Origin of the sequence: Halalkalibacter oceani (assembly GCF_023715605.1) — a bacterium.
Lineage (GTDB): Bacteria > Bacillota > Bacilli > Bacillales > Bacillaceae_D > Halalkalibacter > Halalkalibacter oceani.
The window spans coordinates 21059-43017 of the sequence record NZ_JAMBOL010000029.1; the positions used below are offsets into that span (position 1 = coordinate 21059).

General features: G+C 48.6%; 15 protein-coding genes. 3 read left to right on the plus strand and 12 right to left on the minus strand.

The window, feature by feature from the left end:
• Positions 1-93: 93 nt before the first annotated feature.
• From csaB to M3202_RS19040, 4 genes are read right to left on the minus strand one after another with little or no spacing between them, the layout of a single operon-like run.
• A complete protein-coding gene (gene csaB / locus M3202_RS19025; RefSeq protein ID WP_251224817.1) occupies positions 94-1155 on the minus strand; it encodes a polysaccharide pyruvyl transferase CsaB in 1062 nt (353 codons plus the stop codon).
• Positions 1152-3113: a DUF5693 family protein gene (locus tag M3202_RS19030; protein WP_251224818.1), complete on the minus strand. Its 1962-nt coding sequence runs from the start codon at positions 3111-3113 to the stop codon at positions 1152-1154. Before M3202_RS19030 ends, csaB begins: the two co-directional genes overlap by 4 nt.
• 49 nt (positions 3114-3162) lie before the next feature.
• The gene (locus M3202_RS19035; protein WP_251224819.1) at positions 3163-4731 is read right to left on the minus strand and encodes a putative polysaccharide biosynthesis protein; all 1569 of its coding nucleotides are present in this window, start codon (positions 4729-4731) and stop codon (positions 3163-3165) included.
• Entirely contained in the window at positions 4728-5465 is a 738-nt protein-coding gene (locus tag M3202_RS19040) for a WecB/TagA/CpsF family glycosyltransferase (RefSeq protein ID WP_251224820.1), read from the minus strand. Before M3202_RS19040 ends, M3202_RS19035 begins: the two co-directional genes overlap by 4 nt.
• A gap of 336 nt (positions 5466-5801) precedes the next feature.
• Here M3202_RS19040 and secA2 point away from each other — a divergent pair, with 336 nt between their 5' ends.
• Together secA2 and M3202_RS19050 are read left to right on the plus strand one after the other, a co-directional pair.
• Positions 5802-8174 (plus strand): accessory Sec system translocase SecA2, encoded by a 2373-nt coding sequence (gene secA2 / locus M3202_RS19045; RefSeq protein ID WP_251224821.1) that lies wholly within the window; start codon positions 5802-5804, stop codon positions 8172-8174.
• Between the two features lie 37 nt (positions 8175-8211).
• Positions 8212-9114 carry an accessory Sec system S-layer assembly protein gene (locus M3202_RS19050; RefSeq protein ID WP_251224822.1) on the plus strand — a complete coding sequence of 301 codons (903 nt, stop codon included), beginning with the start codon at positions 8212-8214 and terminating at the stop codon, positions 9112-9114.
• Between the two features lie 65 nt (positions 9115-9179).
• Here the strand turns inward: M3202_RS19050 and M3202_RS19055 are convergent, their stop codons facing one another.
• From M3202_RS19055 to M3202_RS19075, 5 genes are all read right to left on the minus strand, one after another.
• On the minus strand, positions 9180-10913 hold the full coding sequence (locus M3202_RS19055; RefSeq protein ID WP_251224823.1) for an N-acetylmuramoyl-L-alanine amidase: 1734 nt from the start codon (positions 10911-10913) through the stop codon (positions 9180-9182).
• A 123-nt stretch (positions 10914-11036) separates the two neighbouring features.
• On the minus strand, positions 11037-12932 hold the full coding sequence (locus tag M3202_RS19060; protein WP_251224824.1) for an S-layer homology domain-containing protein: 1896 nt from the start codon (positions 12930-12932) through the stop codon (positions 11037-11039).
• A gap of 120 nt (positions 12933-13052) precedes the next feature.
• A complete protein-coding gene (locus tag M3202_RS19065; protein ID WP_251224825.1) occupies positions 13053-15311 on the minus strand; it encodes a phosphodiester glycosidase family protein in 2259 nt (752 codons plus the stop codon).
• Between the two features lie 299 nt (positions 15312-15610).
• The gene (locus tag M3202_RS19070) at positions 15611-15769 is read right to left on the minus strand and encodes an aspartyl-phosphate phosphatase Spo0E family protein (RefSeq protein WP_251224826.1); all 159 of its coding nucleotides are present in this window, start codon (positions 15767-15769) and stop codon (positions 15611-15613) included.
• A gap of 203 nt (positions 15770-15972) precedes the next feature.
• On the minus strand, positions 15973-16161 hold the full coding sequence (locus tag M3202_RS19075) for a hypothetical protein (RefSeq protein ID WP_251224827.1): 189 nt from the start codon (positions 16159-16161) through the stop codon (positions 15973-15975).
• A gap of 248 nt (positions 16162-16409) precedes the next feature.
• Here M3202_RS19075 and M3202_RS19080 point away from each other — a divergent pair, with 248 nt between their 5' ends.
• Positions 16410-17444 carry an S-layer homology domain-containing protein gene (locus tag M3202_RS19080; protein WP_251224828.1) on the plus strand — a complete coding sequence of 345 codons (1035 nt, stop codon included), beginning with the start codon at positions 16410-16412 and terminating at the stop codon, positions 17442-17444.
• Positions 17445-17573: 129 nt separating this feature from the next.
• Here M3202_RS19080 and M3202_RS19085 read toward each other — a convergent pair whose 3' ends face one another.
• The 3 genes from M3202_RS19085 to M3202_RS19095 all read right to left on the minus strand — a co-directional run bounded on the left by M3202_RS19085 (position 17574) and on the right by M3202_RS19095 (position 21598).
• Complete coding sequence (locus M3202_RS19085; protein WP_251224829.1) at positions 17574-18107, minus strand: MFS transporter; 534 nt, start codon at positions 18105-18107, stop codon at positions 17574-17576.
• Positions 18097-19590, minus strand: a complete 1494-nt coding sequence (locus tag M3202_RS19090; protein ID WP_251224830.1) for an FAD-binding oxidoreductase — start codon at positions 19588-19590, stop codon at positions 18097-18099. The genes M3202_RS19085 and M3202_RS19090 overlap by 11 nt, the downstream gene beginning before the upstream one ends.
• Before the next feature lie 412 nt (positions 19591-20002).
• Positions 20003-21598, minus strand: coding sequence for a PucR family transcriptional regulator (locus tag M3202_RS19095; RefSeq protein WP_251224831.1), 1596 nt, complete (start codon positions 21596-21598; stop codon positions 20003-20005).
• Positions 21599-21959 lie beyond the last annotated feature (361 nt).

The following is a 21959-nucleotide window of genomic DNA, read 5'->3' on the forward strand; positions in this document are numbered from 1 at the left end:
CGGCTGCCACAATTTCACACATTTCCGAAAATGTCATCCATCATTTCCCTGCTCGCCTGGTTCTGAAACATGTTAAAAGAGGAAAATCTCTTGTTAGATGCTACTCTTTCCCTGAAGGATATCATAAGCGGTCTGTCTCGCTTTTTGCCGCGCTTCCTTCGTATAAAGCTGCATATCAGTGATGGCCTGCTCTCTCTTGCTAAGCTGAACGTCAGCTTGCTCATAAAGCATATCCGCTTCCCATTTTTCATTGACATGAGCGGCGACCGGCTGGCGGCACAGCTTGGCAAAGGAATCAATCTTCGGATCATAGGACAGCGCGACAAAAGGCGTATCACCAACCGCGGCGAAAATTAGCGCATGAAGCCGCATCCCGATCAGCAGCTCGCTGTCTGTGATCCACTTTATTTTTTCCATAATCGTTGCTTCATGCGGAGCGAGCGTCGCCTCGGCCGTCATCAGCTGCCGTGTTTCCTCCGATGCTTTTGCATCATGCTCACCGTGCATCGGCACGAAAACAATCGGATAACCTTCCGCGGCAAGCCTGTCGAGGCTGTGGGCCAGCTCTTGCTTAAAATGATGCTCACTCGGCCAGTCGCGCACTGAAACGGCAATATACGGCGCCGCGACGAAACGATCCTCAGACTGAGCCGGAGTTAAGCCGAGCACTGGATCAGGCACTTGCGCAATCGGCTTCGTCACGCCAATCCGTTCGAGCAATTGTTTCGATTCTGCATCGCGGACGGTGAGCAGCCGACTGCCGTTCAATGTCCGTCTGACAATCGCCTGATTCCGTTTGCTTTGCAGGGGGCCGATCCCTTGAGCATAGACATAATAAGGCTTACGCAGCCATTTGGCGATCCACATCACCGCCGAATAGTAAATGACGCTGCGGTTTCCTGTCTTATCCTGAAGCAGGCTGCCGCCGCCGCTAATCACCCCATCAGAGGAACGGATCGCCCGGATGATCTCTTTTATCTTCCACCGGTTAACAGCCTTCACTTGATACTTGGAGGCGGTTTGCTCCGGCTGGTTGGAGAGAACCGTAATCTCAACCGCCGGATCGGCCTCACGCAACGCGCTTATAATCGCGTACAAGATCGCTTCATCGCCGACATTATCAAAGCCGTAATAGCCAGATAAAACGAGCCTCATCCAAGCCACCTCTTTCTTACTTCAGGGTACACGTAACGGATGATCAGGCGATAAATGAAAATAAGCACAAGCCCGATCAAAAAACCAAATACAAGGCCGTAGCCCGTTCTAATTAAGGAAACAAGCAGGGCGGTATGCAAGTGAGTAAACGTGCCGACCATCGAAGCGAAGCCGAGCATCCCCAATGTAATAAAGAGCGGCGCCGCTTTTTCGTTTTTCATCCGCAAGTACAGGCCGAGCACAAATAGTGGAAATCCGACAAGAAATTCCGACGTGCGCGGACGTACATATAACACTGATTCAAGCCAGTATCTAAATTCAAGCTCATACGGCAGCGTCAACGCGGCATTTCCCGTCCGCCACACATAGAAACCAAGTACACCGACAACGAGCCCCATGATCACGACATGCCAATAGCGCACCGGCTCATTCATCAGCTTCTTCAAGAAGGAAGCAAACAGCACAAACCCGACAACAAGAACCGGCACAGCGGCAAGCACCTTCACCCCTCTGAACTCATCCACTTTCATGACAAAGGTCGGTCCATAAAGCAGCGCGATCACAAGCCACGCTCCCGTTAAGGCGATTGCTGCTGATAACGCATATTGCCCGACTAGCTGCTTCCAATCTTTAATCCGGTCAACAGCTAAGCCGGCATAAACCGCCCCGCTAATCGCCGTTAGTAAGGCGAGACCTTTCAAGGCGACGTCGACATGAAGCAGCGCCAGCGCACTTAACCCAAGAGCGCCGACCGCGGCGAGTACACCGAGATAGCGATGGAGGGCCAAACCCGTTAAGCTCAGGAAAGCGACCGTTCCTGCCAAGACTAGCAGGGTGATGATAAATGGCTGTGAAAACGACTGAAACGGCTGGGCTGTCCCGGCCTGATCTGCTCCAAGCTGGTTTGTCAACAACTCAAGCATTTCAAGCGTATACGTGTAGCCCGTCAACGCTTCACCTGGGTGGTGATACGTCTCCATTCCGGTCGGGAAGTTCATCACCGGATTGACGTAGAGCATGCGGATATTGCGTTCCTTATAGCCGCGCAACGCTTTTTCGACCTCATCAACATAAGTTGTAGCTTCTCTTCCTTTTCCAAGCGTCATGCTAAACAGCCGGACGACATTTTCCTCCAGCTCGCCAACGCGTAAAAAGGCACTCATTCCACGTTGATCATTGAAGTCAATCGTGACAATCGCCAGGCCGAGCTCTTTTGCCTTCCGGGCGAAGGTCCGCAGCTCTTCCGGATTATCAGCGCCGACGACATCATTTCCTGTAAAGGAAAGAGCCTCAGCCCCGTATTCCTCAACGAGCATGTCAAGCATGTCATACACATAATGATTTTCATTGTGGATATTCATAAAATGATTCGGTAAACGCGGTATGATATGCAAGCCGGCATCATCAATCAATTGCAGCGCATCACGGTCAAAGCCGACAGGCATCGCATTTAAACTCACTTCATAAGGAAGAAACAAGTAAGCATCATCGTCATAGGCATGAAAAGAAACATGAAGACGATTAGGAAGAATCCCTTCCTCTGTCATAATCGCATAGTGATTGTTGTACACCTCTTCGACAGTATCGATGTATTCACTGTCCTTCTCCAGCAGCTTGACGAATTGCCCGTTGTTTTCCGGGAGCTCTCCCCGTGCCTCTGGATGCTCATGCTCAATCTCACTTCGTTGAATGCGTTCAAACACCCCGTCTTCAACGAGATCAGAAATCGTCAGCGGCTCAATACTAATCGACGTTAAGCCGTTTTCTCTTAATTCAGCCAAGGCTTGTCCGGCATCAAGCGATCCCTCCAGCATATCCGGCCACTGAGCAAATTGCTCATAAGGCATGACGACTTCATATGAACGGTTTTGCTGCTCAACTTGTACTCGTTCAATTAAAGATGGAATCGAGACGAGCAGCGCCAGGATCACCACAATCCAAAGACCTTTTTTTACCAACGTAATGACATCCTTTCAGCTTTTGATTTTACACTTCTATCGATGACCTTTATGTACGCTCCTTGGCGACAAATTTCGAGACGACCGGCAATGATTGCAGCAATGAGCGGTCGATTCCCTTCAGCGCCAGAACAAGTCCAACAAAAATCACCGCTCCCAGCACGATCGCCCCTGTCAAATAAAGCGCCATGACGCCCCGCGACCATTCCTCGTTAACAACGAACCAATGCAACAGCCCGAGCACTCCCGCCATTACAAGACTTGCCCCGGCAAAGACGACATGCGACCGCTTCAGCCAGGCATAGCTTATCGTCCGATAGAGAACGAACAGATTCACAATCGTAATGAAAATATAGGTGACGAGCGTGGAAACCGCCGCACCGAGAACCCCTAATCTTGTCACGAGGAGAAGATTCAAGACTACTTTTACAATAGAAAAAATAAGGACAATGACGGCCGCGGCACGCTCGCGGTTAGCCCCCTGCAGCATCCCGGTGCTAAGCACGGTAAAGGACGTAAACAGGGCGCTGATCGAAAGGACGAAAATAACCTCACTTCCAAGCGCATCGCCAAATAACACCACATTCATCGGGATTGTCACAGCTGTCATCCCGGCCGCTACAGGCCATGATGTCAAATGCGTAAATGTCGTCGCCTTTGTCATCAACGCTGAAGCATCTGCCTGCCTCTGTTCTGTCAGGGCTTTCGTGATCGCCGGAATAAGCGGCAGGATCAAAGCGCTGGCAAACACAACAGCGACCTGGACGAGCGCCTGTCCGCGCCCGTAAATACCATATAACCTTGTAATCTCTTCACTTGTATGTCCCATCGCTCCCAGCTGCCGCGGTACGGTCAAGGAATCGACGACATTTAGCAGCGCCATCGTCAGCGCCCCGAAGCAAATCGGCAAGGATACGATCAGAATTCGCTTGCTCCACCGTTTAAACTGGCTCCAGTTATAGGCTGCCCGTTTTTTCGGAAGAAGCTTGCTTTTCGCAAAAATGATTTTCAAATAAATAAGTGCGAGCACGACGCCAACAGCGGAGCCGATCATCACGCCCCCGGCGACAATATCAATCGAATAAGCCTGGGCCGTTAAATAGACGGCCGCAACCAGAATGAGCAGCACGCGAACAAGCTGCTCCAGCACCTGGGAAATCGCCGTCGGCATCATATCCTCAAACCCTTGGAAAAAGCCGCGGTAAACAGCCATATACGGCGCGAAAATAAGCGCCAGGGAAACGACCATAACCGAGTATGTAACGAGCGGCCCACCAAGCTGCATCGCAATGGTTTCGGCGAAGGTGAACATCAGCGCAAAGCTCACTACTCCGAAAACGAGGCCGAGAATCGTCGCCGTCCGATAGATGAAGTAAATATCATCCGTGCGCCCTTCCCCCCGCGCCGTAGAAATCAGCTTTGAAATCGCCAGCGGAATGCCCGCCACTGTAATAATCAAGACAGACATGTACACCGGATAAACGGCGGTGAAAATTCCAAGTACTTCATCACCGGCAATATTTTGCAAAGGAATACGGAAGGCACTGCCGAGCACCTTGGAAATAAAGGTGGCGATCGTTAGCCAAATCGCCCCCTTTAAAAAGGAAGAACGGCTCATGATGTCCTCTTCCGCTTCTCACGCAGAATCCGTCCGGCAAAAACCGGCAGCGCCAGCATCCGGCGCCAGCGGGACGGCTGTTTGACAAGACGGTAGAACCATTCAAGATGAATCTTCTGCCAAAAAACAGGCGCGCGCTTCACTTCACCGGCTAACACGTCAAAGCTCCCGCCAATCCCCATGAAGATTCCTTTCTCGAACTGGTCATAGCGTTCGGCAATCCACTTCTCCTGACGTGGAAAACCAAGGGCAAGAAAAACGAGGTCCGGTTTTTTCAAACGGATTTCGTCCTCAATTTCCGTCGAATCCCAGTCAAAATAGCCGTGATGGGAACCAGCCACCTCGACCTGTGGAAATTGTCTCTCGATCGCAGCAATTGTTTTCTCTAACACTTCTTCTTTCGCTCCCAGTAAATAAACACTGAATTTCCGCTCATTCGCCACTTCCAATAAGGAGAGGAACATATCGAAGCCCGTTACGCGCTCCGGCAGCGGATCACCAAGCAGTCCCGCCGCTTTCACGACGCCAATTCCATCCGCGGTAATATAGCTTGCCTTGGCAAGATACGTTCTGTACGCTTCATCCTCCTGCGCATGCAGCACAATCTCCGGATTAGCTGTGACGACAAATGCTTTTTCCTCACGCTCCAAATGACCTGAGAGACGCGCGATCATCTCGTTCATTGTCGTATGTAAAAAGTCAACACCAAGAACAGAAACGGTGCGATTTGACATTGTTTTTCACCAACTCACTTCTATAATATAATATCAACGATTATCGATTTTTGAAAAGTGTGTGGCAATGGCTTCGTGCGCTACTCGCATAGAGAGAAGAACCCCACTTCTCTCTATGCTTTTAAGGATTGTAGCGACTACGCTCATTGCTTCGTGCTTATCCCACAAGGGGATAAGCCCTACCATAGCCGATCATATCAAAAATCGGGAGGTTTTGGAATTGATTTTTCGACAGCGGATCGACAATTCCTCTTATTCCCAGTCGTTTCTTCTCTATTAATGGTTCATAAAGTCGTGTTATACTTACAAATGATGTCTAATGAAGGAGAGAAGCTAATGCTACGCTCAATAAAGAAGCTTATTGGCGATGAACAACAACGAAAAATCAAGAAGTATGAAAAGGTTGTAGCGGAAGTCAATAATCTTGAACCAGAATTGGAGAAGCTCTCCGATAAAGAGCTCCAACATAAAACGGTTTACTTTAAAGAACAATTACAAAATGGTGCCGAGCTTGAATCCATAAAAGTCGAAGCTTTCGCCGTCGTGCGGGAGGCCGCCAAGCGCGTGCTTGGCCTTCGCCACTACGACGTGCAATTAATTGGCGGACTTGTGTTAAATGACGGCGATATTGCCGAAATGCCAACCGGCGAAGGAAAAACACTCGTCGCTTCCTTGCCGAGTTACCTGCGCGCCTTAGAAGGCAAAGGGGTCCATGTCATTACTGTAAATGAATATTTAGCAAAGCGTGACCGTGAACTGATTGGTCAGGTTCATGAATTTCTCGGGCTGACAGTCGGCCTGAATGTGCCGATGCTCACCCCCGACGAGAAAAAGGTGGCCTACAAGGCTGATATTACGTACGGGGTCGGAAATGAGTTCGGCTTTGATTATCTTCGTGACAATATGGTGACAGATGTCAGCCAGCGGGTGCAGCGCCCTTATCATTTTGCGATTATCGATGAAATCGACAGCGTTCTTGTCGATGAAGCGAAAACACCGCTTATTATCGCTTCAAAAACCCAGGTGAGTCCAAATCTTTATTATATCGGCGCTAAAGTTGCCAGAGGGTTTAAAGAAAATGAGGACTATATGTATGACAGCCTGTTAAAAGCGGCAAGCTTAACCGATCAGGGCATTACAAAAATCGAACGGGCCTTCGGAATCGATAACCTGTATGACCTGGAGCATCAGACGCTTTATCATTTTATGATTCAGGCACTTCGGGCACGCGTCATGTTCAGACGGGACGTCGAGTACATCGTCAAGGACGGCGAGCTTCATCTTGTCGATATGTTCACCGGACGGGTGATGGAAGGACGGACGTTTAGCGATGGACTTCACCAGGCACTGGAAGCAAAAGAAGGACTGACGATTACCGAAGAAAACAAAACGAGAGCTTCCATTACCGTCCAAAACTATTTCCGCATGTATCCGACAATGTCGGGGATGACAGGAACCGCCAAGACCGAAGAGCGCGAATTCCAAATGCTCTACGGGATGGATGTCGTTCAAGTTCCGACGAACAAACCGCGAATTCGCCAGGATCATAAGGAGCTCGTCTTTGCCACTGCCGAAGATAAATACCGGGCAGTAGCGAAGGAAGTTCAGGCACGGCATGAAAAGGGACAGCCTGTCTTGATCGGAACGACCTCGATTATTCAATCGGAGACGATGGCGACCTATCTTGACGAGATTCAAGTTCCTTATGAATTGTTAAACGCCAAAAGCGTCGAAAAAGAAGTCCAGCTGATTTCCCTCGCCGGTCAAAAAGGCCAAGTCACGATCGCAACGAATATGGCTGGCCGTGGAACGGATATTATGCTCGGAGAAGGAGCAGCTGAGCTTGGCGGTCTATTTGTCATCGGAACCGAGCGTCATGAAAGCCGGCGGATTGACAACCAGCTGCGCGGTCGTTCCGGACGTCAGGGAGACCCGGGAGAGACGCAATTTTTCATCTCGCTTGCCGACGAAATGCTGCAGCGCTTCGGACGTGAGGATATAGAGAAATTCGATCCGCAGAATAACTGCGACCAAAACGGTTTGATTACGAATGAAGATGTTTATCCGTTAGTAGACCGGCTGCAGCGGATGTGTGAGGATCATAATTACGCCGCCCGTGAATATACGCTCAAGCTCGATGATATTATTAACGAGCAGCGCGGCGTCATTTATTCATTGCGCAACCGCGCGCTCGAACAGGAGGATACACCTGCTCTAATCAAGCCGATGGTCGAAGCGACGGTCGAAGATCATATTGCCAGATACTGTGCGGAAGAGCTTTTGCCGGAAGAATGGCAGCTCGATGACCTGGTCAAATACGGGCAGCTGCTTCTACCGGATCTGGAGCCATTTACGAAGCGTCCGGAAGATCTGGATGATGTAAAAGCCCATATCGCGCCGGCATTAGCAAAAGTAACCGACGTCCTCGATGAATTCAGTCAGGATCCGGAAGGGCAGATCGCAGCGAGACAGGTGATCTTGATGAATATTGATATTCATTGGCAACGTCATCTTGAAGAGATGAGCCGCCTGAAGGAAGGAATCGGGCTGCGCGGTTACAGCCAGGAAGACCCGATGCGGATTTATACGCGCGAAGGGTTTGAGCTTTTTAAGATGATGTACAGCGGACTGCAACGTGATGTCAGCCTTCAATTCCAACGAGTGGTCAAGCGATTCAAAGAGAAAGAAGCCGAGCTGCAATCGAGATAACGATTGGCTTAGAGGAGAAAATGAGGAGGAACGAAGCATGTTACCATTCTTTAATAAAAACAAAAATGAAAAACCTGAATTAGCGGGTCAGGAGAGTCCGGTCTCTTCAGAGGAGCTTCTTAACGAGTCTTCTTCCAGCGGTGATGAGGAAATTGAAACCGAATTGTCGATTCACCCTGCCTGGAACCTGGCCAAGGAAGATTTTTATGCGTTTCAATTTCTCAACCTGGAATGCGAGCCTCTTAAGCCAAACCAGCTTTCTCTTTCCGGGATCAGCTTACTGCCTGAAAATGAGCGTCTTTTCCGCGTAACAGCTTTTATTCGCAACAGTCTCGACAAAGCGATTACGCTCGAAGATGTCACGCTCGTCTTACTTAATGAGGATGGCACTCTTCTTGGCAGAAAGGCATTCAATTTAAAAGAAGTCGGTGAGATCCCGGCACGAAGCAGCCGTCCATGGTACTTCAAGTTCAGCGACAAGGACTTGTTCACCACTGAATTGCCATCGACCGGCTGGAAGCTCGCGTTTCAACTGAAGCCATCTTCGCGCAAGCATTCGCTCGACTTGGCGAAGTCATGGGAATCATCGCTTGCCAAGGAAAGCAAGCAGCAGCTGGAAGCAATGGTCGAGAAAATCGAGCCGCCTAAGCCGGGCGAAGTCAATTTCATGGGCCTTCAGGCGAAGAAGGACGAGAAAGGTGACCTTCACGTTACCATGCTGATCCGGAATGGTACGGAAAAGAACATTAACCTTGAGCAGCTGCCTCTTCATGTCGAAGACGCAAGCGGCGAAGTAGTCGCCAAAGGCGGCTTCAAGCTTGATGATTTCACGGTAAAAGCCAATACGAGCAAGCCGTGGACGTTTATTTTCCCGAAAGAGATGGTGACAAAAGAAGAGCTCGACCTATCGAAATGGAAAGCCTACTCGCCAACTAAATAAGCCTCTCTCTTTGAAGGGGCATGAAAAAGATGATTTCCGCGTGATACGGAAATCATCTTTTTTTCTTATTTATAGTAATCTAACAATCCTTCATAAATCGCCTGCGCTGAGCTTTGACGGAAGGAATCCTTTTTCAGCAATTCCGCTTCAGATGGATTGGTGATAAAACCGAGCTCAAGCAGAACACTTGGCATTCTCGTTTCACGAATCACCTGGAAATTCCCCTGCTTCACACCGCGGTCTGTCGTTCCAAGGTGGGCGATCAGCCGCTTATGAATCGAGTTGGCGAGCTTTTCGCTGTTCGCAGCGGAATAAGTCGCATACCAATACGTTTCCGTTCCCTTTGCCGCTTCAGAACCGGCCGCATTGGCGTGAATGCTGATGAAGACCTCCGCATTGACATCATGGGCGACCTTTACGCGGTCGGACAAGGATGGATACACATCGGCATCACGGGTCATGATAACATTGGCGCCCGCTTCACGAAGCAGCTTCTCCGTACGGAGGCCAACATCGAGGACAAGCTCTTTTTCCTGAAGGCCATTGGCCGTCGCACCCGGATCACTGCCTCCATGTCCCGGATCGATGACAATTTTCTTACCGGACAATGGCTTTCCAGCTACTTTCGGCGTCACATTGATAATCAGTTCGCCAGTCGTGTGGCTGACAGCCGCCTGATAGCCGTCGCTGACCGTAAAGGTAATCGTTTTGCCATTGGACTGGTTGGAGATGGCGAAATCGGCTACGCCTTTCACTGCGCGTGTCAGCTGTTCCACTTCCACAGCGTCAGTTTGAATTGTTACTTTATTGCCTGACTGACTATGGGAGCTGGCGACCGTCCCCCCGATTTTCGGCCAGGTGACAGTTGTTGTATTGCTTACTTCAGAAATCGTCGGCTGGCCGAGCATTTTCTGTTGCTGATTACCGGCATACAAGTCAAGATAATAGGAATGAACATAGGCCTCCCGGCCATTGAAGCTGATTTTCGCCCAACGGTCGGAAAAGCCGGAAACCTCAACACGGGCTCCTTTTGAAAGCTGGCCGATCGATTCATACTGAGTTCCCGGACCTGTTCGTACTTGAAGGGAATCCGCGCGGCTCACTTGCCCGGAGTAAGCCCCTTTTACATCTGTCTCAGGCGGCTGCTGAACCGGCGGAGCAGCCGTGCTGCTATTGACCCGGACTTCCTTTGTCGCCTGATTCCAGGAAACGTCTTTCCCAAATGCTTCCGCAAAGAAGCGCAACGGAATCACTGTGCTGTTTTCAATGATTTTAGGGGCCGGGCTGACTTGCAGCGTTTGCCCGTTCACCTTTGCCTCTTCCTTGTTCACCGTTAAAATAACTTCGGTTCCCCCTTCGCGGGCGGTGACCTGCTTTATTTGCTGCTGCCATTTGACATCAATCCCCAAAGCTTCGCCAATCACCCGAAACGGGACGAGTACATGATTATTCTCCATAGGAACCTTTGAAATCGTCGGCTCCAGTTTTTGATTATTCACATAAATGGAGATATCATTCGCTGAAGCCGATGATTTAACCGTGATGTAATCCTTATGTACATATCCGTTACGGCCTTGCAGCTGGATTTGATGCCAATCTCCCGACGTGCGGATGATCGTCACCGTCGCCCCTGGCTGAAGAGAACCAATACGTTCACTTGTCGTGGAAGGCTCCGCGCGAACATTTAAAGTTGAACCGCTCGTAACAGTCCCTTCCGAAGCTGCTGCCGCATAGGTCGCCCCTAAAAAAAGTGTACAAGCGATGATGAAGACTGCGATGAAAATCCTTTTTCCACTCATCAATACTTACTCCCCTTTCCATTAAACATGTATCGGAGTGAAAAGCTGGCGAAACCCTGCGCCATCGGAAACCTGACGCAGGGTTCTGCTAACTTACTAGTAAAGCTGACCCTCAAATCATATTTAACGCTTCATAATTGAAACCGGCTGCACATAATTCCCATGGACATAGCCAAATTCATGATCCTTATGATCCGAATAGATTCTGTGCCATGTGCCGTCAGATTGATTCGTGCTTTCAAGCAAGGCGACAAAATAGTTTGCCCCCGGATATTGATATTGTGAAGCCAGTCTCGTATTTGGTTCCGGTCTGACATTCAATGCTTCCGTTGTTCTGGCGATCGTATAGTAGCCATAATCTTTTTTACCGAGATACGTGTCGGCTCGATACATATGGCCTGCGATCTTCTGTCCCCAAAATGGATCTGAGGCATAATTGACATTCATTCCATAGCTTTTATTTCCAAGAACCGCGCCGCGATAATTCACCCCGTCAGGCGTCAAATAGCGTTCATCCATCGCTTCAGCGACAAACATAATTGACTCTTCAAAGCTGGCAAACGGTTTGGCGTTGCCGAGCGGATCACGGTCATACGCCTGATAGCCAAATAGATTTTTACGCTGATTGGCAATTTCACTTAGCCCGTAGCTGCTCTCATGGATCGCCTTGGCGAATAAATAAAGAGCATTGATGCCATATCGCTCTTCAGCCTGCTTAAAAACGTGCCCCAAATTGCGCAGCGGACTTTCCTGAGCGACGACTTTTCCGTTAATCTCCGTCGTTACGGAACGAATATAGCGGTTCAAGTCCTCAGCTGTGTAATTTGTTTTCGTACGCAATGGCAAATAGTTAAAGTATTGATAAGCTTCGCCAACCTTTTGACCGGACGTATTATAGAAATCACGTCCATTGCGGCTGTAATAACGCTCATTTTCCTGCATAAACGATGGTGCGTCTCCGTAATAATACATTCCTGTCGCATTCGTCAGCGGATTATAGACATAATGCCGCAGGACGCCGTTGACCGACTGATAATAAGAGCGTCCCTGCAACATCCCTGTCGGAATCAGCTTCGCGTCCCTTTGGCGGACAAAGCCGGTGCTATCCGCATAGCGTACTTCAACCCACTCTTCATCAGAGCCGATATATTCCAGTTCAGCGCCACCCATGACATAAGTGAGCTGAGTCGTCTTATTGGAAGCAAAAATTCTCGTCGTTGATTCTCCGGCTGATGGCGAGGCTGCCACCATTCCGCCCTGCATTTTTAAAATTTTCTCACCTTTCACAATAACTTCGGCTCCGGCCTGCTCTGCATCACGATAGCTCAAATACGGCTGAGGCTGAAGGCGCACTTGACCGCCGGAATCAACCGTACCGACATGGTAAAGCTCCGTATTTCCTGTGCCGGTTTCCGCCACTTTCAGCATCCGAATCATGAACGCAGCCGCATGAGCGCGGGTCGCGTCATCTTTTGGACCAAAACGAAAGCGCTGGTTCCCTTGCGGCATTCCTTGAATAATGCCGAAATAAGCATTATGAGCAACCGCCGTCCGGAACGTCGGATGGATTTGCTCCGTGTCCGTAAAGGTTAAGGCGATTGGTGTACGCTGCACCTGTTTATATTCCAGCGCCCGATCAATCATCACAGCCATCTGTTCACGCGAAATATTTTCCTCAGGACGAAAAACATTTCCCGGATACCCGCCAACGATTCCCGCTTTTGAAGCCCGTCCAATTCCTCCCGCTAATGGATGAGAAGCCGGTACGTCACTGAAAGAGGCTGTCCCGGATGGAAGCTCAAGCGCCCTTGCCAGGAACGTCGCGAATTGGGCACGAGTAACCGCGTCATCCGGCCCGTAGCGTCCATTCCCGTACCCCGCCATAATTCCACGGGCAACGGCCTCACGCATTTCAGTTTCGAGTGAATGACCTGTTAAATCATCCGCCGCCTCTACACTTGCACCAGCCTGAAAGAAAACCGTACTTAAAACGAATAAAATAGCAAGAAAGTGTTTCAAAAAAAAGCTCCTTTCTTAAGGGCTGCAAAGCAGCCCTTCCCACAGAATAATGACTTTTATGAATCTTTCTCATTCTATCATTATACTGATAGATAAAAATAGTTGGAGATTGCTGTTAATTTACTGACTAACCCGATCAAGGAAGACTGAGAATTCAGCTCTTGTCGTTGGTAAGGCAGGACCAAATCCACCGCCGGGTTGGCCTTGAGCAATTCCGTTCGCTTTTAACGCATCAATCGCTTCATAGGCCCAATGCGTGCTTGCCACATCAGGGAACGGCTCGGACGATTGCCCTGTAATGCTGTACGCACGCTGAAGAATTGTCGCCATCTCCGCTCTCGTCAACGTTGCTTTCGGGTCAAAGCTTGATGCTGATTTTCCGCTCATAATGCCTGCCCGGTCAACCGCGGCAATCGCATCATAGTAAAACGACTGGGACGTGACATCATTAAAGGCCGGACGGTGATTCCCCGCGGACAAGTTAAGAGCCCGTGCAATCATGATCGCCGTCTGCTCACGCGAGATCGCTTCACCCGGCCGGAATGATCCGTCACTATAGCCGCTGATCACATTGCGGTCATTCAGCGCTAAAATCGACTGACGCGCCCAGAAGGAAGAGGAAACATCCTTAAACCGTTCGACTTGATAGGAAGATTGATAGATCGCTTCCAGCTGGTCAAAGAAGACGGCACCCTTCCCTTGCTTCTCTGCGCTTCCTTGCGCCGTATAAACTTGTTCCACCTTAAATGGCTGAGGGGCATCAGCAGGCAGCTGCGCCCGCACATAACGCCAGCCTGTCCAATTAAATTGGTTTTCCTCGGTGAAATTGATTGTATGTCTTTGTCCATTACCGTCAATAACCGTCGCCCGCAGCCAGTGCTCCGCCCCATCACCGGAAGCCCACATGCCGAGTTCCAGCGGACGTCCCTGTAAAGGAATCGCTGTTCTTGCTTTCGCATAGGCCGCGGCAATTCCGCTCTCACCTTTCGAGTAATCATAAGTGAGTTTCAATGATTTTGAGCCGACCCGAACCGGATCGTATGGACCCGACAAGGAAATCGAAGCTTCAGCCCGCGCACTGCTCGCTGTCCAGTTATTCAGATTCTCAAATGGATCGACGACAAGCATCGGCTCCGTCACCCTTTTAGGCGGTTCGCTCGAAATGACCTGAAGGGTATTCGGCACCGCTCTTAGGCTTGATTCTGAAGGCCGGTTCACGGTAATCGCCTGCTCATAGTATGGCAGACGCGCCACCATTGTCGTCGAGCCTCCGCCATCAAGATTGATAGCCTGATAAGCGCCTAATGAGCGCATATACTCAGCAAGCTCACGCAACGTAGCTCCCTGACTGTAGCCTGATTGCCGACCATCAATCGTCACAAGGAACAGCTTTGTCCCATCTCCGGAAATTCCGACTGCCGACCGCGGATGCCGGGAAGTCGCAAATGAACCGGACTCATTCATCGAAATCGAAACCTGGCCGTTGCGCACAAGAGTCGGCCCTGTAGCCATCATGAATTCAGCGTCTTTCCATGTGTCATTGATTTGCGCCTCAACGGTAATGGAATCACCGACCGCTACCCCGGCCAGTGATTGGGCAAGGGCTCCCCCATTCGCCGAGATGACAAAACCGTCTTCAGGAATCGGGGTGTTCGCCCCTTCTCCCAATCTGCGAATCTCGGAAACCGTGCCTGTAATACGGTCACCAAAGGCAAAATTTTTGGCACTTTTCGACGTGTTGGTCACAACGATTTCGGTCGCATACTGACTCGCCCCGGTCGTTGCCGCCTGATGACCGCCTGTAAACAGGACAGCCTGTCCATTTTCCCGCTGCCCGTTGACAGATGTCAGCGGGATCGTCTGGCCATTGATCTCAAAGCTCATTTGCGGCTCGTAATCAGCGATCGTCAGCGCTCCGTTACGGTTCACACCGAAAGCAAAAGGCGCATTAACCGGCCCATCATCATTGGAGAGGATTCCGTAATTAATAATTTCATTTTGCTTGATGAGCATATTAACAGGAATTCCATTCGCTAAATTATAAAACGAAGCATTGACCGCGCCGACTACATAATGCCCGTCATATGTATTGGCAATCGCCTGCTGCGGAGTCGTCTGTACCCGTCCTAGCGGTGAAAGCTGATAAAGCTCAAGATCAACCGCCGGATTGCGGTATGCGACATCGAGTACTTGCACCGCGCGGGGTGTTCCGCCGGAAGTAAGATAATGCTCGCGGATTAACGATACCCCTGTTGAAATTTCGTCCTTCGTTGACGATTGCTTATTGCCAAACCCGCTGTATGCTTCGGCCTGAAACGGGCTGACGACTAACGCAATCCCAACGACATAAGCTGCCAGTTTTTGATTTATTTTCTTCAACCTCTTCACTCCAAACTATAGATGACTTACACATTTGTCGAGAATCTCCAACATATACGCCTATAATTTTACAAGGTTTCCTATGTAATTAAAAGGTAGATTACGAAACTTTGAAATTTTTGTAGGGAATTGATACTTTATGCTCAGTCCCTTTCTTTCCTGTAAGAAGAGCTACAAAAAATATACTGCCATTAGGAGATGGCCCTTCGTAAACTTTAAAGAATCTACAGAAAAAGGCTGGACAAAAGGTTGTTTTTTCACCTTTCGTCCAGCCTCTGGCAAAGCCGGTTATTTTCCTGTTAGTCATGAATTGCCTGATAACGGTTCAGCAGGGAGTCCAGCTGCTGGCTGCAGGAAACAACTCTGGAGTCAGTCATGCCGAAGTATCTTGCTTTTATATACATTTCTCTTTTCTTTAAGGTAATAGCCGATAGTAAGATGGCCTTTTTACAGAACATTGTTCTCTCTCCTTCACCTAACTAAATCATCGTGCACATCAAAGGAGGTAAACTCTTGGAAGCTTTGAACACCTTCATTATCTTAACGCAGCAGGCTAATGGATTTTGTAGAATTTTGTCAGCTGATTCATTGTTCATATATCTGTCATATTTCCACTTCCCTGCCCAGTTACCATTACCATCCACGCTATCCCGTATCACCTTTACTTGCTTCTCTTTTCCTTCTGCACACGTGCAGCCTGCGGCATGACATACTGCTGTAACCGTGCTGCAATATCCCCTACAGCTTCTGCTGTGTTCATCGTCTCAACTTCATATGCTGCTTTCGAATAAACACCTCGGAGGATGAGCAGCAATTCCTGCTCATTCAATGGTTTTTGTTTCATTTTCATTATTCTGCTCCTCTTCTTATCACTCGTAGGCGGTTCTTTGCTGGCATGAGAGCGAATTGGCACAGTTTTTCTTATACCCTTCTATCAATCTGCAAAACATTTCTTTGCCTTCCTTATCTCGTTGCCACAAGCCTCCTCACACGTTTCTATTACATTTCAACGTCATCTTTGTAATCTGAAAAATGATCATTTATTCCATGCTATAATTAAGCTTATTCTATCTATTTAGGAAAAAGGAGGAATTTGTTGTGAGATGTATACAACTTGGTATCAGCATCGTTCTCGCCGTCCTGCTGATTGCTGCCCCTGCTGCAGCCGATACTCCCTTTTCGGATGTCCCGGCCACCCACTGGGGAATCGATGCGATACATTACCTCGCCGATCTTGAGATTATCCGCGGCTATGACGATCAAACGTTCAGGCCGGCGCAAACGGTGACAAGAGCTGATGCGGCGATCATGATAGCCCGAGCACTCGAATTGGAAATTGATGAAGCCTCATCCTCACCTTTCTCTGATGTCAGCCCGCAATTTTACGCCTACGACGAAATTGCAGCAGTAGCGGAAGCCGGCATTATCCAAGGCTTTAACGGGAGATATTCACCGCGCGACGACTTAACTAGAGGACAGATGGCAGCCATTTTGCAACGTGCCTTTGAGCTGTCCGGTACAGCTGACAATCAATTTTCAGACGTAGGAGAAACTCATCTCTTCTATTCTGAGATTCAGACACTTATCGCCAACCAAATCACCAACGGATACAGCGACAGAACATTCAGACCGGACAACAGCATGAGAAGAGATGAGTTTGCCACTTTCATCGCGAGAGCGTTAGATGAGAGTTTCCGGGCCATCACCTTCCCTCCGGAACCGGTCACGGACGATGACGATCAGGATGTCCATCCATTTGAACACGAAGTGCTTGAACGAACGAATGAGGAACGGGCCAAGCATGGTCTTGATCCACTGGCTTTTGATGAGGAAACGCAAAAAGTCGCCCGCCTCAAATCCGAGGACATGCGCGACCGTCAATATTTTTCACATACGTCACCAACCTATGGCTCGCCTTTTGAGATGATGAGCCAGTTTGGCATCAACTACAGCTTCGCCGGAGAAAATATCGCCGCCGGCCAAACGACACCGAGTGAAGTCGTAGAAGCATGGATGAACAGCGAGGGCCACCGCCAGAACATTTTAAATCCGAACTACACCCATCTCGGCGTCGGCTACGCAGAAGGCGGCTCCATGCGCCACTACTGGACACAAATGTTTGTTGGATACTAAAAGAAAGCGACAAGCTGTCGCTTTCTGAAGCAGCGTACGGAGTCTGCGCCGGTTTTAAAAAATGAGAGTCAAAGCGGGTTTCTTTGACTCTCATTTTGCGCAGGACGGAGCCGCTGCTCTTTCCCCACTCTATTCCTCAATCTTCAAAATGAACATTCCACTGATGAAGAGCAGCATGGAGCCGATATAAAAAATCAAATCGACGGTTAACCAGTCAATGAGATAACCACCGGCAATCACGGCGAAGCCGGAGTAAAGCGATACCCAAAAATGATAAGAGCCGATCTTCTCGCCACGCCTGCCGCCATCGGTCGCATCGGCGATCATCGCCTTTTCACTCGTTTTTTGCATTGCACCCACAATTCCGAGCAGCACTTGCAGCACATATACCTGCCAAATCGCGGTGACAATTGGAAAAAGCAGAAAAATGACTGCTGTCGTCCATGTGCTAAGTAAGAGAAACCCTTTTCTCCCCCGCTTGTCAGATGTCGTGCCGATCCAGCGGTGGACTAGGGCGGAGCTAAGTGTAAACAAGCCGTATGCCAAACCAAATTCGGAGAAATTCCCACCCACCTCACGCAGAAAAATCACATAAAACGGAAACACCAGCCCCGTCGCAAACAGCACCCAGCTTTGTGAAATGACGATCCATTTAAGATTCATCCCGACGATACTCCTCATAAAAATGATTCATGAACCGTTCCTCAGGATCATACTTTCGCTTTTCCGCAAAAAAAGCATCGATTTCAGGATAAGCGGCTCTTATCTGCTCCTGTGTCGGGAAGGACTGATACGTTAAATAATAAGTGCCCTGACAAGCAAGAACGGCCTCGACAACACGCTGCGTCGCTGCTCTCACCTGTTCAATCCCTTCATCAGACAGGGAATGATTGATGAGAAGAACGAGCGCCAACGTGTCTTCATTCGAATAACGAAGAAAACCTTCTGCATGTTTCGGAGTATACCTGACCGTAACATTTAACACATTAAGCTCTTCCTCTTCGATGATTTCTTTTAATTCCCCGACAAAACGAGGAAACTGGGCTGTTGGAACAAAGTATTCCTGCAAAATATCCGTATTATTGTCAGAATCATACTCCAAAAACGCCACCGGCGGACGCATCGCATTATTCCGGCTCACAATTTCGACAGCGTCCTCGTTGGCATACAGCCTTTGCTGCAAGTCCCAGACAAGCCGTTTCCCCCAGTCAAAGTTCCGGGCCAACCCTAAAAAGAATTTGTCTCTTCGAACATGTGTCTCTTCCTGCAGTAAAGAGAGCTCCTCAAGCTGCGTTGAGTCAGGGTAACGCTCATCATCAGGCGCCAGGGTGCGGTACGTCGTGACATACATGTCTTCAAATAACGAACCAGGCGTAGCTGACAGGCGGGCAAAGTGAAGACCGACATCCTCGGCGTCTTTAATATGCTTCTCGATATAGGCCGGATATTCCTCATAATCCAGCTTTTCTGTCGTGCCAGCATACAGCTCATTGTCCGTTACTTCGAGTGTGACATCAAGTATGACGCCGAATAAGCCGAAGCCGCCGATCACAAGCTCAAACAGTTCCTTGTTTTCGCTTCGACTGACATTTTTGATCTCTCCTTCAGCAGTCAAGAGACGGAAGGATTCCACCGTATCAATCAGCGGGCCGTAGCGCGGATCACGTCCATGCACATTTGAGCTCAATGATCCGCCGATGGTAAAAATATTGGATGACTGCATTACTTTAACCGCCAGCCCGTACCGGTTTAAAGCGTTTTGTACTTCCGCCCACGTTACCCCGCTTTGGACCGTCATCAATTTCCGCTCCGGATCTATCGAAAGAATCTCATCAAAATCCGTCATATCAAGCAGGAGGGAGTCTCGATAAAAGGCATGTCCCCCTTGACTGTGCCTCGCCCCGGCAATCGAAATCTTCAAATGATCCTCCTTCGCCTGCCGAACCGCTTTGACCAACGCCTCTTCTTCTCTCCCTTTAATAATATCTTCGACCCGTTCCGGGAATAGACGGCTTACATCGTGAATGAGTAGTTCATCCCCTGTGTGATTCCGATAAAGGGAAAGCGAAAAAGCCAGCCCGTACATAGCGATTGCACAACAAATCACGACAACGAAACGCAGCCGTTGCTGATCCTTGCTCTTCATACGTTCACCTGATCTCCTAAAAAATTTATACCATATCTTTTTTCGTTTCTTACCGCTTTTTTCCTTCTATTAAATAGTGCGATTAAGAAAAACAAAAAGCAGGCACCCTGTTATTTCTAACAGGATGCCTGCTTTATTATAATGAACAGAAGGATAGACGTACCCACACGTCTCCTAACTCATCATTTCCGCTGCCCTTGTCAGTCTCGCGGACTGACTTAAAGGTACCACTGTTGAATTACGATCATTATGACAAGAAATAAGAGATTTGTCAACAGCGAAATTTCGTTCCCTGCTGCTCGAAGCGCTCCTTACATGATCGGACAACAAGCTCGGAAAAGCTTATAAAGACTACTCTTCTTTAGCTTTCCCGATTTTCCTTCTTATAAAACGTATTTTTTGAAAACTATTTTTATCCGGCATGAAGAAGATAATAAATATTTAAACCGAGATAAAGCATTTGTTTGCCCTCGGATGTCTTCAGATTGAGTCCTGTCAGCTTTTCGATCTTCGTTAATCTGTATTTCAGCGTATTGACGTGCACATTCATCCGCTCTGCCGTTCGCTGCAAATGTTCGTTTTCCTCGAAGTACGCTATGACCGTTTCAAAGAAATTCGTCTGACGTTGTTCATCGAACGCCAAAATCGGCTCAATTGTTTCTTCACAGTATGTTTTCATTGTTGTTTCATTCGACAGTGAATTAATCACTTTAAAAATTCCAAGCTCATCGTAGAATGTCAGTTTACGATCTTCCATTTTTTTATGACGGACTTTCGGGCCGAGGTCGCAGGCGAGTTTGGCTTCGACATAGCTGTTCTGCAATTCCGTGATTCCTTTTGCGCAGCTGCCGACGCCGATATGCGAGACCATTTCCATTAACTCCGGATGGCGCTCCAACTGTTGATATAAGTCGAGGATGTCCGCACGCAGGCTGACAAAATCGGAATGCTGAATCGGCAATAACAAAATACTTTGACGGGACACTTCCCCAACGATGCTCCCTTTATAAAACGGATGCACGGCCGCGAGCAGCTCATCCAGCTGCTCCCCATTCTGTTGATCTGTGGTGGCGATGTACACGACTGCATACAGGGAGTCGGCGGAGAAGGCAAACTCGGCTGCATATTTCTCCACAAATTTCTGGTTATGCCCCTCCTGCGTAAGAAGCTCCACTAAAAAATTATTCACGTACTGCTTTTGCACATCATGCTTCACTTTTTGCTTTAAAAATTCAATCGATAAAAGCGTCGATGCTTTGTTCATTAAAGCGAAATCGACTTTTAGATGCCCCTCATTCACTCCCCAGCACGTGATGTGGCCTAAACACTCCTTGTCGACGACAATCGGCGCGACGATGCATTCAATCTCTTCGTTGTTCATCACTCGCGTCATCCGGAGCGAGCGCTTCATCAGCGCCAATTCCTCTATCTGTTGTGGAAGAAGTGGCGCAATCTCTTTCGCCGGTAAGGGAGTTTCAATATAAAGCGGCTGATTCTCGACAGTAATCGGATTTCTTGTTAACCCCGACAAGGAATCAATAAAATAAGAAAGCCCGTATTCTTCAATCGAAATTTCCTGAAGCAATTGCTCAGCCTGCTCATAATCTTCCTGCAAAATGACCTTGCTCTCGAATATCTCATTCACCGCCGGCCAGAGAATATCCAAGTAGCTGATATGCTTCGGAATTTCAATAATCGGCATGCCGTATTTCTCAGCCTCGACGAGAATGACTTGAATGTCATCCACAAACCGGTACGGCTTTATCGCGACGGCCGCCGTGCCGATTGAAGCGAGCTGCTCAATCAATTCCTTCTGCTTTTCTACGCTATCTTTGATTGGATAAAGGCTCGTTAACAAAAGCTCCCCGCCTTTTAACCAATTTAAAATATCGGGAACCTCCATGATCGTCACATACTTGACTTCCCTCTCAACTCCAGAGTGACCGGCAATGATTTTGCATTCACGGAGTCCTCCGCTCTTCATTAAATCCTTAATGGTCGTTGTCATCGTAAGCCATCCTTTTTTTCCTAGTATTTCTTTTAGTTTACTAGAGTCGAAGACGTTCATGTGAAAAAATTCATAGAAAAAACATGACTTTACGAGGAAATCGTCCTCTTCTGATTGCCGCCCCGCTTTTTAATAAACCGGCCAGTCGGGTTTTTTCGTTAACTCCCAGGCATTGCTGCGATCGAGCAAGCTGAAAATGACCTCATTTCCTTTATTGATAATTTTTTCCTTATCGAGACTAACTATATAAAGTCAAGCAGTAATAGGAGAAGGGTAAAGCTTTCGTAAAATAGAAATGTAAGCATGACAAAGAAGCCTATAATGGCCTCCTTTTAAAAAATGGGGGTTATTGGGCTTCTTT

Coding starts and splice junctions, on each gene's coding strand:
- csaB (WP_251224817.1), bottom strand. CDS start 1,155: ATGAGGCTCGTTTTATCTGGCTATTACGGCTTTGATAATGTCGGCGAT.
- M3202_RS19035 (WP_251224819.1), bottom strand. CDS start 4,731: ATGAGCCGTTCTTCCTTTTTAAAGGGGGCGATTTGGCTAACGATCGCC.
- M3202_RS19040 (WP_251224820.1), bottom strand. CDS start 5,465: ATGTCAAATCGCACCGTTTCTGTTCTTGGTGTTGACTTTTTACATACG.
- secA2 (WP_251224821.1), top strand. CDS start 5,802: ATGCTACGCTCAATAAAGAAGCTTATTGGCGATGAACAACAACGAAAA.
- M3202_RS19050 (WP_251224822.1), top strand. CDS start 8,212: ATGTTACCATTCTTTAATAAAAACAAAAATGAAAAACCTGAATTAGCG.
- M3202_RS19055 (WP_251224823.1), bottom strand. CDS start 10,913: ATGAGTGGAAAAAGGATTTTCATCGCAGTCTTCATCATCGCTTGTACA.
- M3202_RS19070 (WP_251224826.1), bottom strand. CDS start 15,769: ATGTTCTGTAAAAAGGCCATCTTACTATCGGCTATTACCTTAAAGAAA.
- M3202_RS19075 (WP_251224827.1), bottom strand. CDS start 16,161: ATGAAAATGAAACAAAAACCATTGAATGAGCAGGAATTGCTGCTCATC.
- M3202_RS19085 (WP_251224829.1), bottom strand. CDS start 18,107: ATGAATCTTAAATGGATCGTCATTTCACAAAGCTGGGTGCTGTTTGCG.
- M3202_RS19090 (WP_251224830.1), bottom strand. CDS start 19,590: ATGAAGAGCAAGGATCAGCAACGGCTGCGTTTCGTTGTCGTGATTTGT.
- M3202_RS19095 (WP_251224831.1), bottom strand. CDS start 21,598: ATGACAACGACCATTAAGGATTTAATGAAGAGCGGAGGACTCCGTGAA.